Genomic DNA, 14954 nt, shown 5'->3' with positions numbered 1-14954 from the left:
TCCCCAACGTAGCAACAAACCCATCGTGGATCGAACGGTGCTCACGTGCCTTGGCCGGCCGAGCCGGCGTCGTCTAGGCTGCTGGCGAAGGCGGGCGTTTCGTCTATCCGCTCGACAAGGAGGGCAAGGTGGACAACGCACGCGACCCCTATCCCGATGCGCTGCGCACGCTCGCGTTACTGGTCGTGGTGCTGGGGCACTGGGTGGCGACGCTGCCCCGGTTCGAGTCAGAGAGGCTGGTGGGTACCGCCCACATACTCGATGCCTGGCCTCCGGCGGACTATTTCACCTGGCTGGCGCAGGTCGTCCCGCTGTTCGTCTTCGTCTCGGCGGCGGTCAGCGTCGACGGCGTTCGGCAGCGCCGGCGGGACGGCGAGCCCCATCTGCAGTGGTGGGCAGAGCGGGGGTTGGGGCTGGCGCGGCCCACCCTGACCTACCTGGCCGTGCTGGCGGGGCTCGTGCTGCTCTCGCTGCTTACCCGCGAAGGCATTCTGGAAACGCTCAACCACTCGCTTACCGTACATCTCTGGTTCCTGCTGATACTGCTGGGCGTGCAGCTGGTCCTGCCGCTCAGCGTACGGGCGGACGAGCGTTGGGGGATCGGCGCGGTGCTCGGCCTGGTGCTGTTGATACTGGCGGTCGATGCGTTGCGTGCTCGCCCCGGCTCGTTCGTCGAGCTGGCCCGATTCGGCAGCTCGGTGACCGCGCAACACGATCGCTTCGCCTGGGGCAATGCCGTGCTGGTCTGGCTGGTTGCGCAGCAGCTTGGTATCGCCTGGTGGAACGGTCGCCTTGTCGGGCGAGGTGTCGGCGTCGGCCTGGTCCTGCTCGGGCTGGCATGGCTGACGGTCGCGGTAGCCGTCGGCTATCCGGTATCGATGGTCAACGGAAATCTTGGCGGGCATACCAACCTGCTGCCGCCGACCCTCGCCCTGCTGGGGGTGATGTGGCTGCAGGCGGGTGGGGTGGTGCTGTTCGAAACGCCGGTGCGTACCTTTCTGCAGCGTCGACGACTGGGCCGTTCGATGGCCCTGCTCGGCGCGCTGGGCTTGCAGCTCTATCTGTGGCACAAGCTCGCCGAGCTGCCGGCGGCCTGGCTGGGCCAGCGATTCGGCTGGCCCCTCGATGCCGGCATGCCAAGCGAGCCCGGCTTCTGGCTGGGCCGCCTGAAGTGGATCGGGCTGTGTGCGCTGGTGATCGCGCCGGTACTGGTCGCGGTGGCGGCCTTCGAGCGCCACCGCCGGCAGGCAGTCGCCGCTGCGCAAGGAACGCCGTCTATCGCGGCCGGCGGGGCGGCGCTGCTGGCCGGCCTGGGGGTCAGCCTGCTACTCGGGGCCTACCCCGGTGCACTCGTCGGCCTGCCGCTGGTGGCCATGGCCTCCTGGCTGCTGCGGGCCCATCGGCAGGCCTGAGTGCCGCCCGTGGCAAGACCAGCGGGACGTCACGTATCTCCGCTCTGGGCGCCATCCGGCGGCTCGATCACCCAAGGCTCCAGCGCGACTTCATCCTTGCAGCTGTCGTCGACCTCGGCCATCGGGTCGTCGAGGAAGGCGCTGACCATCTGCGAGCGGCATTCGTTTACGGGACTATGGCCGAGCCCTTGGAACACCACGTACTGCAGGTTGGGCATGGTACGGCCCAGGTGTTCGCTCCAGCGAGTCGTGCAGCATGGGTCCATCTGGCCATGCAGCGCCAAGGCCGGCGTCTCGGCGACGGGTGGGTCATTATGCTCGGGGGGCACATCGCCATCTTCGCCCCACCAGGCGCATAACCACGGCGGCTCGAAGCCGAGCACGGCGGGCTCGCGGGCCACGGCAGCGGTGGAGTCGGCCACGCTAGGGCGATTCGTGCCCATGTCATTGCATACGTGGGCAAGGAAGTAGCCCAGCGCATAGTTGGGCGCTTCGGGCTCGGGATCGTAATCGTCGATGCGGAAGAAGTCGTTCAGTCGTGAGTAGTCGCCCGCTTCGACATCGGCGATGAGGCTCGGTAGCTCGGCATAGTCGGAGGCGAGCGTCAGGTAAAGGGTATCGAGGAAGGCCGCTCCGTCGAAGTAGAGGGTCGTCTCGCCGTCGTCCGCCGTTGCCACCTTGGCGATGAAGGGCTTGCCATCCAGCGTGCGGCGCGCGCGGTCGATGGCTTGGAACCAGTTCGGCACCAGCTCCCGGCAGTCTTCGTCGCTGGCGACGCAAAGGGCCAGGACATCGGTGAACGACTGCTTGGCCGTATAGAGTTCGTCCACCGGCGAGCGGTTGCGCAGATGGTTGTACCAGGCCCAGCCGAGGATCGCGGCGCGGATGCTATCTGGGTAGTACTGGATGAAGGAGGCTACCGTGCCGCTGCCGGTCGAGGAGCCGAAGGCATCGATTCGCTCATAGCCGAGCAGTTGGCGAATCTCGTCCACGTCGCGCGACACCGCATGGGCGTTGTATTGGCTGACGTCGATACCCTCATCGACCAGCTTGCGGTAGCAGTCGCTCACCACCCCGGTAATGGCCTCCATGCGCTCCATGGGATCCAATGAGGCAGTAATCGCAGGCGTATGGATGATGTTGTGATATGGCGAAACCTTGGCGTAGTCGGGGCACTCCAGCGCCGGTTCGGCATGGATGAAGCCACGATTGTCCATCGTCACCAGGGTGCGTTTGCCGATGTCCTTGCGCAATTGCTCCATGTACTCGCGCTCACCTAGCGAAGAGTAGCCAGGGCCGCCGGGAAAGAAGAAGACAGGAATCTCTTCCGCCTCACCCGCCGGGGGCTCGAACACTGCTACCGGTACCTTGACGGTATTGCCGTTTGGCGCGCTCCAATTCTCCTCACTATGGAAGGTGTAGCACTCTGCGCCCATCTCGGTGAGCGCCTCGGTGGCGCACTCCGTCGACTCGAGGCGTGGTATTTCCTGCGCCGCCGGGGCTTCGTCCGACTGGGCTCGAGTCGGTCCCGACAGGGCCATGAGCAAGACAAGCGGCAAGGCACCCGGCAGGCACCGGGTCTTGGCATCTCTTCTTTTCATGGTCGTCCCCAAGAATTGTCGTTATGCGGCTGAGTTGGGCTTCGTTAGTCAAGCTAGCATTCGACCGAAAGGCGTCAAACCGGACAACTCGAGTTAACCGACGGCAATAAACAAAGACAGAGAGAGTTTTGAAGCCTCCATGGCAGGCAGCTATTTTCTTACGGTAAGACATTGCAAAGCAGGAAGCAGCGCGGCTTCGGCCGTGCGATACGTGGATGACAGGAGGTGCGAGATGCAAGTTCGCGAAGTGATGACCCAGCGCCCGGACTACTGCCCGGCAGACGCCACCATTCGCCAGGTGGCCGAGCGCATGCGTAAGGACAATTCCGGTTTCGAGCCCCTCGTCGAGGGGGACCGTATCGTAGGTACCGTGACCGATCGCGACCTCACGGTTCGCGCCCTCGCCGAAGGCAAGAGCCCCGACGACAAGGCGAGTTCCATCGCCACTTCGGAGGTGCTCTATGCCTTCGAGGAACAGGACGTGAAGGAGGTGCTGCGCAACATGCAGGAGCAGCATGTGCAACGTCTGGTAGTGCTCAACAACCAGAACGACAAGCGTCTCGTCGGCGTGGTGACGCTCAGCGATATCGCCGACCGCTGCGAGGACGACCAGATGGCGCGCGAGATCGCCAACTGCAGCAAGCACTATCACTGAGCCACCCTACCACCGCTGGAGAAGCGGCGTTCCCACGAGAAGCAGCATCCAAAATGAACGCAGAAGGGCATCGCCACGGCGATGCCCTTCTGCGTTCGTGACGCGGCATCGGCGATGCGCTAGCGTGGGGGAGGCTCCTGCAAGAGAATCCCCATGGCCCAGGTTCGCCTCGACATCGCCACGCCCATCGGCGTGATCTCCGATACCCACGGCCTGCTGCGCGACGAGGCGTTGACGCTGCTGACGGGCTGCGAGCTGATCCTGCACCTGGGCGACGTGGGCGCGAAGCCGCAGGACGTCGCGATACTCGAACGCCTGGGCGAGCTGGCCCCGCTGTACGCCGTGCGCGGCAACATCGACACGGCCGGCTGGGCCGAGGCGCTGCCGCCGCGCCGGGATCTCGTCGTCAACGGCTGGCGCCTGCACCTGGTTCACGACCTGGCCGATTTCGACCCGGCCACCGCGTGCGATGCCGTGCTGCACGGCCACTCCCACAAGCCGCGCCATGAGTGGCAACGGCAGCGGTTGTGGTTCAACCCCGGGGCGGCGGGCAAGCGCCGCTTCCGGCTGCCGATCACCCTGGGCAAGCTGTGGGCCGATTCGCGCGGCCTGCGCGGTGCGATACTGCACCTGCCGCTCTAGGGCCGGCCCGCCTTCAGGAGGTCTCGCGGATCTCCCCCGCCAGGGTGCTGTCGTTGGCCCCCACCACGCCCCGGCAGGCGACCTCCAGCACGGCGCGCCGGGTAAAGGCCGACACGTTGGCCATGCGCCCCAGGGTCTCGCCATCGGCGGTGAGTGTACGGGCATGGCGAAGCTGCACGTGACACTGGGGCGAGCGCAGGTGAACCAGGGTGTCGTCGCCTTGGGGTGGGTGTCCCAGCAGGCGCGTGGCGAGGTAGGAGAGCAGCAGGCGAAACCAGGCGCGCTGCCGCACCGCCACGATGTCGAGCTGGCCGTCGTCGATACGTGCACCCGCGATGCCGTGGCCGCCACCGAAATAGGCCCCCGAGGCGATGGCGATGGTCAGCCAGCGTCCCTCGACGGCTTGGTCGTCGCCCTCGATGCGCCCCTGAAAGCCACGCTGTACGCCGAGCTTTCTGGCCAGGGTGACGAGGTAGCTGAAGCGCCCCAGGAGCTTCTTCTCACGTGGGGAGGCCTCCCGGGCGGGCACGGTGCCAAGCCCGATGTGGGCAACGTTGAGATAGAGCTGGCCGTTGATCCAGGCCACGTCGACCTTGGCCGTGTGCGCCCCGAGCGCCACCCGGCACACGGCCACGGGGTCGTCGGGCAGCCCCAGATTGCGGGCGAAGTCGTTGGCCGTGCCCGAGGGCAGCACGCCCAGCACGGCGCCGTGCTCGATACAGATGGACGCCGCCAGGTTGACCGAGCCATCCCCGCCGGCGACCAGCACCCGATCGCCGGGCGCGACCTGGCGATGCCAGTCGGTCTCGGCGATGTCGCGCACCCGTAGTGTGTCGAGGCCGGCTGCCCGTAGGTGCTCGCGCCAGAAGGCGGCGTCATGGCTGCCGTCGCCGGCAGCGGTATTGGCCATCAGCCAGTGGTTCATCGGTGTCTCCTTACACCTGGGCAATTCCTCCTGACAGGATAGCGAGCGAGCGCTTGCCGCGCCTTAGCCTAGGTGATGCCGGTTCGGCTCGCTGTCGGCGGGAAAGAAAGAATCCCCAGTCGCAGCCGCCCAAAACAGAAAAAATACCCAATCATCAACGGTATGCAGCCCCCGGCAGGGCATGATTCAATCTGCCCATATCGACACGCCGGACAGGCTGCCCCACCTCATTCGTTTCCCCCGTTGCACTTCGACCCCGGTCGGCGCGAACCGCGCGCTGGCTCTTCGGCATGTCGTTGCCTGGGGCCGCGCGGCGACGAGGGCAGGGGAGGCTTCGGCCAGGCGTGGAGAGCCAGGTAACCGCCAACGAGGCTCAGCCAGGAGGACCATCGTGCCCACAGAGAACGTACCGACCATTCCGGCCACCATGAACGCCATGGTCCTGACCGGCCACGGCGGGATCGACAAGCTGGTGTATCGCGACGACGTCGCCACCCCCCGTCCGGGCCCGGGCGAGGTGCTGGTGCAGGTCACCGCCACGGCCAAGAACAACACCGACCGCAAGGCCCGCGAGGGGCTCTACCCGACCAAGGACAAGGGCGAGGTGACCTCCTTCGCCATGGGCGGCGAGCCGACCCTGACCTTTCCGCGCATCCAGGGCGCCGACGTGGCCGGGCGCGTGGTGGCGGTGGGCGAGGGCGTCGATGCCGCGCGCATCGGCGAGCGCGGCCTGCTCGACTTCAACCTCTACGCCGATGAGCGCCGCGACATCAACCTGACCCCCGACTACTACGGCCACGGTGCCGATGGCGGCTACGCCGAGTACGTCGCCGTGCCGTCGGACCAGTTCCACCACGTGCCCAACCCCGAGCTCGCCGACGCCGAGCTGGCGGCGATGGGCATGTGTTCCTACCAGACCGGCTACCACATGATGACCTCGGCCAGGGTCGCGGCCGGGGAGCGGGTGCTGGTCAGCGGCGCCAGCGGCGGCGTGGGCGCGGCGCTGATCCAGATGTGCCGCATCGTCGGCGCGATCCCCTACGCCGTGAGCCAGCCCGACAAGGCCGAGGCGCTGCTGGCGCTGGGCGCCGAGGCGGTGATCGACCGCGGCGATCTCTCCACCTTCGTCGAGCGCGTGCTGGACGCGACCGGCGGTGCGCCCATCGATGCGGTGATGGACCTGGTCGGCGGTCAGATGACCGACCTGTTCATCGACACCATGATCGGCGACATGAAGGCGCGCACCACCTACCCGCGGCTCTCCATCGCCGGCGCCAGCGGCGGCAACCTCAGCGAGATCATGTGGACCCGCATCTACCTCTACCAGGTGCAGATCTTCGGCGTCTCCCACGGCACCCGCGAGGAGGCCGAGCAGCTCGTCGAGTGGATTCGCGGCGGTCAGCTCAAGCCGGTGCTGCACGCGGCCTTCAAGCTCTCCGAGCTGCACGAGGCGGAGCGCTACTTCGTCAATCGCGGCAGCAACTACCTGGGCAAGATCGTCATCGTGCCCGATTCCCAGTGGGCCGAGCACGGCGCGCCCTTCGCCCTCAAGGAAAACGTATGAGCCACGAACTCACCCTGCAGTTGCTCGACACCCATGCCGGCGGCGACGTCAGCCGCATCGTGATCGGCGGCATCGACCCGCTGCCCGGCGACACCGTGCGCCAGCAGATGGAGTACCTGGAGAACGACGCCGACGGCCTGCGCAAGCTGCTGCTGAACGAGCCCTATGGCATCCCCGAGATGTCGGTGGACCTGATCGTGCCGGCCTGCGATCCCCAGGCACAGATGGGCTACATCATCATGGAAGTGATGGGCTACCCGGTCTATTCCGGCTCCAACACCATCTGTACCGCCACGGCGCTGCTCGAAACCGGGCTGATTCCCAAGCGCGAGGGGATCCAGCACTTCACGCTGGAATCCCCCGCCGGCCTGGTGCAGATCGAAGCGCGGGTCGAGAACGGCGTGGTCGAGGCGATCACCTGCGGCGGGCTGCCCAGCTACATCGACACCCACCGGGCGCAGATCCACGTGCCCGGCGTGGGCGACGTGACCTACAGCATCGCCTACAGCGGCGGGTTCTATGCCCTGGTGGACGCGACCGAGCTCGGCTTCTCGCTCAAGCGCGAGGAGGAGCGCGCGCTGGCCGAGTGCGCGCATCGCATCGTCGAGGCGATCCAGGCCCACAGCGGCTTCTCGCACTACACCCTGGGCGACGTCGGGCCGCTGCCGTTCCTGCACTTCATGGGGCCGGTGGAACAGATTGCCGACGACTTCTACCGCTCGCGCTCGACCACCTACGTGCATCCCGGCGTGATCTGCCGCAGCACCACCGGTACCGGTACCTCGGCGCGGCTGGCGCTGATGCACTATGAGGGCACCATCAAGCCCGGCGACAAGCTGGAGACCGTCTCCCTGCGCGAGACGGGCTTCATCGGCGAAGTCGTCGCGGTGCGCGAGGCCGGCGGCAAGCATCAGGTGGTGGAGAACACCATTACCGGCAAGAGCTACGTGCTGGCGCGCTCGGAGATCGTGGTCAACTGCGACGACCCGATGGTGGATTGTGGCGGCGTGCACCACATTCTCAGTGATCGTCATCCCGTGGCGGTCAATCGTAGCGACGCCGCCACTGCTTGACGGCGATCTGTTCCTTCATCAGTTCGAGCATGTCGACGAGCACCTGTTCGGTCACCCGATCGGTGTGCTCGTCGACCTGCAGCCAGGTATCGAAGCCGCTGTCGGCCAGACGTTCCACCAGGGCGGTGAACTCCGGCGAGCGCAACCCTTCCATGGCCTCGTGGACCAGGCGGCAGGCCAGCTCCGAGAGGCTCGACTGCATGCTGCGGGCCACGGCATCGCCCATCGGCAGCCTGCGCAGACGGCGTATCTCCTGGCTCTCCGCCACGGTGCGGCCGACCAGGGCGCTGACGTAGCGCATCGTCTCCTCGCGGTTGCGCGCATAGGCGTTGCCGGTCATCTCCTCCAGGCGCTGGCTGAGTTCGCGGATCAACTGCTGCTTGCGCGGCATCACCACCCGGTCGATGACACGGGTCGACAGGGAATCGCTGGAACGGATCTGCTCCTGCATGTTGCCCAGCAGGCGTAGCGCCACGCGATCGGACAGTTCCTCCATCAGGATGTCGTAATACTTGGCGAAGAACGCGTAGAGCTGCCAGCGACGCATGTCGATCAGGCCCAGGCGCTGCAGGCGGGTCAGCAGCGAGATGACGCGCAGGATGCGCAGCAGGCGAAAGCCGCTCAGCGGGATGCAGCCCAGCACGTCGTACCAGTGCACGAAGGGGTAGAAGAACCAGCGGTGATAGCGGCGCTCGGCGATGGCCGCGGCCCAGCCCAGCAGCACGTCGAGCACGAAGACGGCGACGAAGACCAGGTCGATCTCGATGAAGTTGGCGTGCACGTGGCGGTCGTAGGCGCCGTGCAGCCCCGGTGCCACGGCGGCGAAGGCATCGTTGACGGGCGGCAGCAGGAACAGGCTGTCGAATAGCAGCAGCGTCAGGTTGGCCACCACCAGCACCATGACCAGCAGGTCCCATACCAGATGCAGGCGCTCCAGCGCGGGATTCAGCGGTCGCGAGACGGTTCTCGACGGCGTGGGCATGGGAGCTCCTTGGCGCGAAGGGCATGCTATGGCGTTAAGCCTAGCAGCCTCGCCTCCTTACGGTTTCACCTTGCTGCGCAGCGCCTTGGTCTGCCCCTTCTTCGTCTTGCGATCCATGCGTTTGCGCTGTGAGGCGCGGGTCGGCTTGGTCGGCTTGCGTGCCTTGCGCGTCTTCACCGCCTCCAGGATCAGCGCCTTGAGGCGCGCCAGGGCATCCTCGCGGTTCTGCTCGAAGGTGCGGTGGCTCTGGGCCTTGATCACCACCACGCCCTCCTTGGTGATGCGCTGGTCGGAGAACGCCAGCAGCCGCTCCTTGTAGAACGGAGGCAGGCTCGACGCGGAAATGTCGAAGCGCAGGTGCACCGCGGAAGCCACCTTGTTGACGTTCTGGCCGCCTGCGCCCTGGGCGCGGATCTGGGTGATCTCGATCTCGTGGTCGGGCAGTTCCACGTGGTGGTTGAGTCGCAGCATGTCGGCCTCGTGCGCTTGATGGGTCGCCTGGCAGCGTCACAGGCTAGCACACCGTCCCCCCTCGGGCCGCCTGGAGGCCCGCGCCGGCATCGGCTAGGCTGCCGGAAAGCCACGATGCCGACGGCGGGAGAGACGCGAATGACCACCTTGGTAATCGGAGCCAACGGCCAGATCGGTCGGCAATTCTGTGAGCTGGCCCAGGCCGTGGGCCTACCCATCCGGGCCATGGTTCGCGCAGCGGAACAGCAGCCATGGTTCGGCGAACGCGGCATCGACACCGTGGTTGCCGACCTGGAGGACGACTTCAAGCACGCCTGCGACGGCTGCGACCAGATCGTCTTCACGGCCGGCTCGGGGCCCCACACCGGCCCGGACAAGACGCTGTTGATCGATCTCCACGGTGCCATCCGCGCCACCGACCTGGCCTGCGAGCGCGGCGTGTCACGCTTGCTGATGGTCAGCGCCATGCGTGCCGAAAAGCCGCTCGAGGCGCCCGAGGCGCTGCGCCCCTACATGGTGGCCAAGCACGCCGCGGATGCGCACCTGCGCAGCTCGGCCGTGCCTCACGTGCTCCTCAAGCCGGGGCGGCTGGTGGATGCGCCCGCCACCCAGCGGGTCGCCACCTCCCTGGAGGAGAGCGGCGGCGAAAACCGCGTCTCGCGCGCCAACGTCGCCCATGCCTTGGTGCACCTGGCCCAGGCGCGCGACCTGCTCAACCGCGAGTACGTCCTGCTCGATGGCGAACGCCCCATCGTCGAGGCGCTGAGCTAGGCCGCGTGGCCGTAGGCCAGATGGATCTCGTCGAACAGCCACGCCTCGAAAGCCTCCATGGCGGCGCTGGGCGGGCGCGACTTGAGCCGGGTGAGCCAGTAGCTGCCGAGCGCAGCGTGAATGGCAAAGGGCTGCACGATCTCACCGCTGCCCAACTGGCGAGCGAACATCCGCGGCGGGGCGAGCGCCACGCCCACCCCCTGGACCGCCGCCTCCAGCATCGCCAATGAGGAGTCGAAAGTGACGCCATGGGCTCGCGCCGGGGGGCGTGACACGCCGGCGGCGACGAACCAGTGCGCCCACTCGTTCTCGCGATAGGAGCGCAGCAGGGTGTGGCGGGCCAGGTCCGCCGGCGCCCCGAGTGAGGCGGCCAGGCGAGGCGTACACAGGGGCGAGAGCGGCGCATCGAAGAGCCGCTGCGCCTCGAGCCCGTGCCAGGCGCCGTCACCGAAGCGGATGGCGCAGTCCAACCCCTCGATCGCCATGTCGACCCGGTTGTTGTGGGTCGACAGGCGTATCTCGATCAACGGGTGGCCGGACTGGAAGCGCGCCAGGCGCGGCAGCAGCCAGCCCACGGCAAACGTACCCACGGCCCCGACGTTGAGAATGTCACGCACCCTGCCGCCCTCGAGCCGCTCCAGCATGTTCGCCATGCGATCGAAGGCGTCGCGCGTCACCGGCAGCAGCGCCTCGCCCTCCGCGGTGATCATCAGCCCGCGGGGCAGGCGCTTGAACAGCGCCGTGCCCAGCCGTTCTTCCAGCAGCTTGACCTGGTGGCTCACCGCCGCCTGGGTCACGTTCAGCTCGTCGGCGGCGCGGGTGAAGCTCAGATGGCGTGCCGAGGCCTCGAAGGCACGCAGGGCATTGAGCGGCAGGTAAGGTCTCGTCATAAGCCCAAGCTCAGTTTATGGCACCTGCAAGATATCATGGTTTGTGAGCTTGCATGCCATCCCGCTAATCTGCCATCCGACGCGTCGCCAACCCTTGAATACCATAATCCTGACGAGTGGATGGAACCATGATTCTGAAGACGACACCCATAAAAGCATTGATGGCCGGCGTCCTGCTGCTGGCGCTGGCGCTGGCGCCCTTGAGCGCCGTGGCCGAGACCTGGCAGGAACGCGACGACTGGGGCGAGATCTTCCGCGCCAACGAGGCCAGCGGCACGCTGCTGGTGGTCGACAGGCGCGACGGTGCCGCCACCGCGCTGGTGCATGACGGCGAACGGGCCCGGCAACGCTTCGTACCCGCCTCCACCTTCAAGATCCCCCACACCCTGTTCGCCCTGGACGCCGGCGTGGTGGAGGATGAATTCCAGGTCTTCGCCTGGGATGGCGTCGAGCGAGAGTTTCCGCCGTGGAACGGTGATCAGGATCTGCGCTCGGGCATGCGCAACTCGGTGGTGTGGCTCTACCAGCATTTCGCCCGTGAGCTGGGCGAGGAGCGCGAGCGCGACTACCTGGCGCGGCTCGGCTACGGCAACGCCGAGATCGGCGACCGGCTGGAACACTTCTGGCTGGAGGAGAACCTGCTGGAGATCTCCGCCGAGGAACAGATCGCCTTCCTCGAGCGGCTCTACCGCAACGAGCTTCCGTTCGACGAGGCCGACCAGCGGCTGGTCAAGGACCTGATGGTCGTCGGCGCCGGCAATGACTGGATCCTGCGCGGCAAGACCGGCTGGTCCGGCCAGCTCGGCTGGTGGGTGGGTTGGGTGGAGCGCCCCAGCGGCCCGGTGTTCTTCGCCCTCAACATGGAAACGCCCAACCGTATGGCCGACCTGCCCAAGCGCCAGGGCATCGTCGCCGAGGCACTGCGCACCATCGAGGCGTTGCCGCCCGAGGCATGAGCCTCACGGGCTCTCGGCCGGCAAGCGGGACCGGCCGGGAGCCGCTCCGTCGGCGACGGGGCGAGGCATCAGCCGGTGCGTCGCTCCAGCGCCTCGAAGTAGTCGCGAATCCGTTGCGCATTGGCCCCCGCGTCGCCGCGCCCCAGGCGCGAGGCCGAGCGCACGTCGACCCGTATGCCGTCGGGCTGCTGGGTCAGGCGTACCACCACGTCATCCTCGAAGCCGAACCAGGTCGTGGTCGCCGTGTGGCCTCGATGGTATCCACCGCGTCGATGTTGATGTCGGCGATCTCCCAGCCCATGTCCAGCACCGCGGCTTCGGCGGCGGCGCGTACCGTCGCCAGGGGCAGGGGGAAGTGGCGTGGCTGGATGTCGGGATAGGCCTCGCGCTGACGGCGCGCGAACGATTCGCCGGGGTAGTCGACGGCGTTGGGCGCGGCCTCGCGTTCCGGGGCCAGGGCCACGAATGCCGGCGGGTCCTCCATGTCGGTGGTGATGTCGTGGATGGGCGGTGCCGACTGCGCGCGCTGCCAGTAGGTCCAGGGAATTGCCAGCAGGGCAATGGTTGCCGCGATGGTGAATAGCGCCGACCAGACGACGCCCCTGCGGCGACACAGCAACGCCACCAACAGCGCCAGCAGGGCGACCGCAATGGCGGCCAGCCCCAGCAGGGCACCGAAACGCAGCACGTTGAAGGCGGCACCCAGCGTCAGCAGCTCCAGCCGATAGGCGGGGCCGGCGCCGGCCAGCCCCAGCGCGGCCAACAGCAGCAGCAGGACGCCGAACCCGGCGATGCGTGACGGCCATCGCCCGCCGCGCTGGCGGTGTTGGCGTTTCAGTACGGACATGGATCCCTCCGCTAGCGGCAGAACGATATCTCTAGCATATCCGTGCGGGCAGCGGCCTGCCGCATCCGGGATGCATTTTGCAACATCCCGCCGGGGCCGGTGGCTGCTATCGTTCACTTCAGGCTTGGGCAAACCGAGGCCGAGGAGGACGAAGCATGACCATGCAGAGCGAATACATGGCGCCGGCGCCCAGTCTCGAGGAGGTGTGCTCCCTCGCGGGCGTCACCGTACTCGAGTTCGGTACTCCCTGGTGCGGCTATTGCCAGATCGCCCAACCCGGGCTCGAGCAGGCCCTGGCGCGGCGCCACGACGTGCACCACCTCAAGGTGGAGGATGGCCCGGGGCGGCGTCTGGGGCGGGCATTTCGCGTCAGGCTCTGGCCGACCCTGGTGTTTCTCCTTGACGGCGAAGAGGTGGCACGGCTGGTGCGCCCAGCCAGTGGCGAAGCCATCGAGCAGACCCTCGCGCGCGTGGTGGCATGAACGGGCGCGGCGGCCAGCGACTTGACGAGGCCAGCACGGGCAGCCAGCTTGAGACGAGGGAGATCACCAACGGCGAAGCCAAGGAGGCGTGAACATGAGCCGTTATCAGCAACGCCGGGTAGACGAGCTCGAGGCCGACATTCGTCAATCCCGGGCCCACCTCGACGACACCTTGCATGAACTCGAGCGCCGCCTCTCGCCGGCTCGGCTCAGGCGGAGCGTCGCCGCACACTTGCCCAGCCGTCACGGTGCGAGGCCGGGGTTTCTCGCCGGCCTGGGCCGTTCGATTCGCGAACATCCCGTGCCGGTGCTGGTGACCGGCATCGGTCTGGGCTGGCTGGTCGCCTCCCAACTGCGCGCCGGCTCGCATGGGCGTGCGGGTGCGGACGGAGCGGACTCGACGCTACCGGCCCGCCAGGAGGCACCTCAGCGCATGGTCGCCACCCACCTGGGCACCCAGCAGGGGCGGGGAGTGCACTCGACGCATCGGCCGGATGTGGTCGGCCAGGCCACCCATCTCGGTACCGGCCAGGGGTGGCAGGGGTACGTCTATCCCGGGGCATGAGCCTGGGTCCGCCAGTGGTCGGCGACATCGGATTGCTCTGGGTTACGTTTTGATTCGTTGTGTTTCTGGCCGTTCGGGATAGGGGCCATCTAATCTTGAGGGAAGAGGCTACCCAAGGAGGTAAGCGCCATGAAAAGGACATTACTGGCGATCGCCATCGGTGCCATCTCCGCCGGACTCGTCGGTGGCGCCCTGGCCCAAGACGACGAGACCGCGACCAGCGGTGACACCGCCGAGAGCGAAGAGCAGGCGACCGAGACCCAGCAGGCCCAGGAGGAGAGCGAGCGGCCCGAGGAGGCGCAGGAGGCTGCGGCCGAGGAGGGCGAGCAGCCCGACGTTTCGGTAAGCGAGGAGGAGTTGCCGGACGACGGCGTCGATGCCGAGGACTACGAGGAGGCCAGCGACGAGGGCGATCGGGCCGAGACCAACGGCGAGGAGGCGCCAGCCGACGCAGCGCCCGAGGCGGCCGGCGACGACGAGGAAATGCAGACCGACCCGGGCGAGCAGGCGACGTCAGCCGAACCCGATGCCCAGCAGCAAGACACCGAGGGCGACCAGGCCCAGGAGGACGAGCAGGCGGCCGAGGGCGATGACGAGGCGGGCTTCGAGGAGAGTGGCCCGCAGGAGGCCCCGCTCGACTCGACGCTCGCTTCCATGCAGGTCAGCGAGATCGAAGGCATGACCATCGTCAATGCCGAGGGCGAGACGATCGGTGAAGCCAGAAGCGTGCTGCGTCACGACGACAGCGGCGATCTGCACGTCGTCGTCACGGTGGGCGGCTTCTGGATCTTCGGCGGCTCCGATGTCGCCCTGCCGCTGGCCGACATGCAGGTCGAAGGCGAGCAACTGGTGCTGCAGCAGAGCATCGGCGAGGAGGAGCTCGATGCCCTGTCCTCCGATTACGACGAGGACCGCTACAGCGAAGTCGACGGCGACATGACTCTGTCCGAAGCGACGGAGCGCTGAGCCCTCCGCTGGCACGAGCAGCGCGGGTGACGCTAACGAAGGCAAGGCCGTCTGGTCTTGCCTTCGCTTTGCCCGGCCGGAACGGGCGCCGCTGTGCCGTGTCGCGGCCCGCCCCGCCGGGCCATGCGGGGCGAGGTCTGGCAGACTACGCT

At 67.3% G+C, this 14954-nt stretch carries 17 protein-coding genes; 10 read left to right on the top strand and 7 right to left on the bottom strand.

The genetic code is table 11. From position 1 onward, the window contains the following. Positions 1 to 128: 128 nt before the first annotated feature. Positions 129 to 1412 carry an acyltransferase family protein gene (locus HNO51_RS17270; RefSeq protein ID WP_197448480.1) on the top strand — a complete coding sequence of 428 codons (1284 nt, stop codon included), beginning with the start codon at positions 129 to 131 and terminating at the stop codon, positions 1410 to 1412. 29 nt (positions 1413 to 1441) lie between these two features. On the opposite strand, the gene HNO51_RS17265 is transcribed toward HNO51_RS17270, so the two are convergent. Further along, the gene (locus HNO51_RS17265) at positions 1442 to 3013 is read right to left on the bottom strand and encodes an alpha/beta fold hydrolase (RefSeq protein WP_242597146.1); all 1572 of its coding nucleotides are present in this window, start codon (positions 3011 to 3013) and stop codon (positions 1442 to 1444) included. A 232-nt stretch (positions 3014 to 3245) separates the two neighbouring features. Here HNO51_RS17265 and HNO51_RS17260 point away from each other — a divergent pair, with 232 nt between their 5' ends. Next, a complete protein-coding gene (locus HNO51_RS17260) occupies positions 3246 to 3668 on the top strand; it encodes a CBS domain-containing protein (protein ID WP_197448479.1) in 423 nt (140 codons plus the stop codon). Between the two features lie 153 nt (positions 3669 to 3821). Beyond that, positions 3822 to 4310 (top strand): metallophosphoesterase family protein, encoded by a 489-nt coding sequence (locus HNO51_RS17255; protein ID WP_197448478.1) that lies wholly within the window; start codon positions 3822 to 3824, stop codon positions 4308 to 4310. A 13-nt stretch (positions 4311 to 4323) separates the two neighbouring features. On the opposite strand, the gene HNO51_RS17250 is transcribed toward HNO51_RS17255, so the two are convergent. Continuing rightward, positions 4324 to 5235: a diacylglycerol/lipid kinase family protein gene (locus HNO51_RS17250; RefSeq protein WP_209537981.1), complete on the bottom strand. Its 912-nt coding sequence runs from the start codon at positions 5233 to 5235 to the stop codon at positions 4324 to 4326. Between the two features lie 427 nt (positions 5236 to 5662). On the opposite strand from HNO51_RS17250, the gene HNO51_RS17245 reads away from it, so the two are divergent. Further along, complete coding sequence (locus HNO51_RS17245) at positions 5663 to 6799, top strand: alcohol dehydrogenase catalytic domain-containing protein (protein WP_209539259.1); 1137 nt, start codon at positions 5663 to 5665, stop codon at positions 6797 to 6799. Beyond that, entirely contained in the window at positions 6796 to 7872 is a 1077-nt protein-coding gene (locus tag HNO51_RS17240) for a proline racemase family protein (RefSeq protein ID WP_197448476.1), read from the top strand. Before HNO51_RS17245 ends, HNO51_RS17240 begins: the two co-directional genes overlap by 4 nt. On the opposite strand, the gene HNO51_RS17235 is transcribed toward HNO51_RS17240, so the two are convergent. Next, positions 7844 to 8854, bottom strand: a complete 1011-nt coding sequence (locus tag HNO51_RS17235; protein ID WP_209537980.1) for an ion transporter — start codon at positions 8852 to 8854, stop codon at positions 7844 to 7846. The genes HNO51_RS17240 and HNO51_RS17235 overlap by 29 nt on opposite strands. A 57-nt stretch (positions 8855 to 8911) precedes the next feature. Further along, positions 8912 to 9325 (bottom strand): alternative ribosome rescue aminoacyl-tRNA hydrolase ArfB, encoded by a 414-nt coding sequence (gene arfB / locus HNO51_RS17230; protein ID WP_209537979.1) that lies wholly within the window; start codon positions 9323 to 9325, stop codon positions 8912 to 8914. A gap of 138 nt (positions 9326 to 9463) precedes the next feature. On the opposite strand from arfB, the gene HNO51_RS17225 reads away from it, so the two are divergent. After that, positions 9464 to 10096 carry an SDR family oxidoreductase gene (locus HNO51_RS17225; RefSeq protein ID WP_209537978.1) on the top strand — a complete coding sequence of 211 codons (633 nt, stop codon included), beginning with the start codon at positions 9464 to 9466 and terminating at the stop codon, positions 10094 to 10096. On the opposite strand, the gene HNO51_RS17220 is transcribed toward HNO51_RS17225, so the two are convergent. Then, the gene (locus HNO51_RS17220) at positions 10093 to 10986 is read right to left on the bottom strand and encodes a LysR family transcriptional regulator (protein WP_209537977.1); all 894 of its coding nucleotides are present in this window, start codon (positions 10984 to 10986) and stop codon (positions 10093 to 10095) included. The genes HNO51_RS17225 and HNO51_RS17220 overlap by 4 nt on opposite strands. Positions 10987 to 11147: 161 nt before the next feature. Here HNO51_RS17220 and blaOXA point away from each other — a divergent pair, with 161 nt between their 5' ends. Continuing rightward, positions 11148 to 11942 (top strand): class D beta-lactamase, encoded by a 795-nt coding sequence (blaOXA, locus tag HNO51_RS17215; protein ID WP_209539258.1) that lies wholly within the window; start codon positions 11148 to 11150, stop codon positions 11940 to 11942. Between the two features lie 68 nt (positions 11943 to 12010). On the opposite strand, the gene HNO51_RS21080 is transcribed toward blaOXA, so the two are convergent. Both HNO51_RS21080 and HNO51_RS17210 read right to left on the bottom strand, forming a co-directional pair. Beyond that, entirely contained in the window at positions 12011 to 12151 is a 141-nt protein-coding gene (locus tag HNO51_RS21080; RefSeq protein WP_242597144.1) for a DUF1499 domain-containing protein, read from the bottom strand. Next, complete coding sequence (locus HNO51_RS17210) at positions 12136 to 12789, bottom strand: DUF1499 domain-containing protein (protein WP_242597143.1); 654 nt, start codon at positions 12787 to 12789, stop codon at positions 12136 to 12138. The genes HNO51_RS21080 and HNO51_RS17210 overlap by 16 nt, the downstream gene beginning before the upstream one ends. A 155-nt stretch (positions 12790 to 12944) precedes the next feature. Here HNO51_RS17210 and HNO51_RS17205 point away from each other — a divergent pair, with 155 nt between their 5' ends. The 3 genes from HNO51_RS17205 (at position 12945) to HNO51_RS17195 (ending at position 14802) form a co-directional block, all read left to right on the top strand. Next, a complete protein-coding gene (locus tag HNO51_RS17205; protein ID WP_197448470.1) occupies positions 12945 to 13271 on the top strand; it encodes a thioredoxin family protein in 327 nt (108 codons plus the stop codon). Positions 13272 to 13365: 94 nt separating this feature from the next. Beyond that, positions 13366 to 13836, top strand: coding sequence for a DUF3618 domain-containing protein (locus tag HNO51_RS17200; protein WP_197448469.1), 471 nt, complete (start codon positions 13366 to 13368; stop codon positions 13834 to 13836). Positions 13837 to 13965: 129 nt separating this feature from the next. Next, positions 13966 to 14802 (top strand): PRC-barrel domain-containing protein, encoded by an 837-nt coding sequence (locus tag HNO51_RS17195; protein ID WP_209537976.1) that lies wholly within the window; start codon positions 13966 to 13968, stop codon positions 14800 to 14802. Positions 14803 to 14954 lie beyond the last annotated feature (152 nt).

The sequence above is a fragment of the Billgrantia sulfidoxydans genome, from assembly GCF_017868775.1.
Lineage (GTDB): Bacteria > Pseudomonadota > Gammaproteobacteria > Pseudomonadales > Halomonadaceae > Halomonas > Halomonas sulfidoxydans.
The sequence above is the reverse complement of the archived record's forward strand: the minus strand, read 5'-3'. Positions and strand labels throughout refer to the sequence as shown.

Bases quoted from the DNA above. Each gene is read 5' to 3' on its own strand.
- HNO51_RS17250 (WP_209537981.1), bottom strand. From the start codon at position 5,235: ATGAACCACTGGCTGATGGCCAATACCGCTGCCGGCGACGGCAGCCAT.
- HNO51_RS17225 (WP_209537978.1), top strand. From the start codon at position 9,464: ATGACCACCTTGGTAATCGGAGCCAACGGCCAGATCGGTCGGCAATTC.
- HNO51_RS17265 (WP_242597146.1), bottom strand. From the start codon at position 3,013: ATGAAAAGAAGAGATGCCAAGACCCGGTGCCTGCCGGGTGCCTTGCCG.
- HNO51_RS17260 (WP_197448479.1), top strand. From the start codon at position 3,246: ATGCAAGTTCGCGAAGTGATGACCCAGCGCCCGGACTACTGCCCGGCA.
- arfB (WP_209537979.1), bottom strand. From the start codon at position 9,325: ATGCTGCGACTCAACCACCACGTGGAACTGCCCGACCACGAGATCGAG.
- HNO51_RS17205 (WP_197448470.1), top strand. From the start codon at position 12,945: ATGACCATGCAGAGCGAATACATGGCGCCGGCGCCCAGTCTCGAGGAG.
- HNO51_RS17240 (WP_197448476.1), top strand. From the start codon at position 6,796: ATGAGCCACGAACTCACCCTGCAGTTGCTCGACACCCATGCCGGCGGC.
- HNO51_RS17235 (WP_209537980.1), bottom strand. From the start codon at position 8,854: ATGCCCACGCCGTCGAGAACCGTCTCGCGACCGCTGAATCCCGCGCTG.
- HNO51_RS17220 (WP_209537977.1), bottom strand. From the start codon at position 10,986: ATGACGAGACCTTACCTGCCGCTCAATGCCCTGCGTGCCTTCGAGGCC.
- HNO51_RS17200 (WP_197448469.1), top strand. From the start codon at position 13,366: ATGAGCCGTTATCAGCAACGCCGGGTAGACGAGCTCGAGGCCGACATT.
- blaOXA (WP_209539258.1), top strand. From the start codon at position 11,148: ATGGCCGGCGTCCTGCTGCTGGCGCTGGCGCTGGCGCCCTTGAGCGCC.
- HNO51_RS17210 (WP_242597143.1), bottom strand. From the start codon at position 12,789: ATGTCCGTACTGAAACGCCAACACCGCCAGCGCGGCGGGCGATGGCCG.
- HNO51_RS17195 (WP_209537976.1), top strand. From the start codon at position 13,966: ATGAAAAGGACATTACTGGCGATCGCCATCGGTGCCATCTCCGCCGGA.
- HNO51_RS17255 (WP_197448478.1), top strand. From the start codon at position 3,822: ATGGCCCAGGTTCGCCTCGACATCGCCACGCCCATCGGCGTGATCTCC.
- HNO51_RS17245 (WP_209539259.1), top strand. From the start codon at position 5,663: ATGAACGCCATGGTCCTGACCGGCCACGGCGGGATCGACAAGCTGGTG.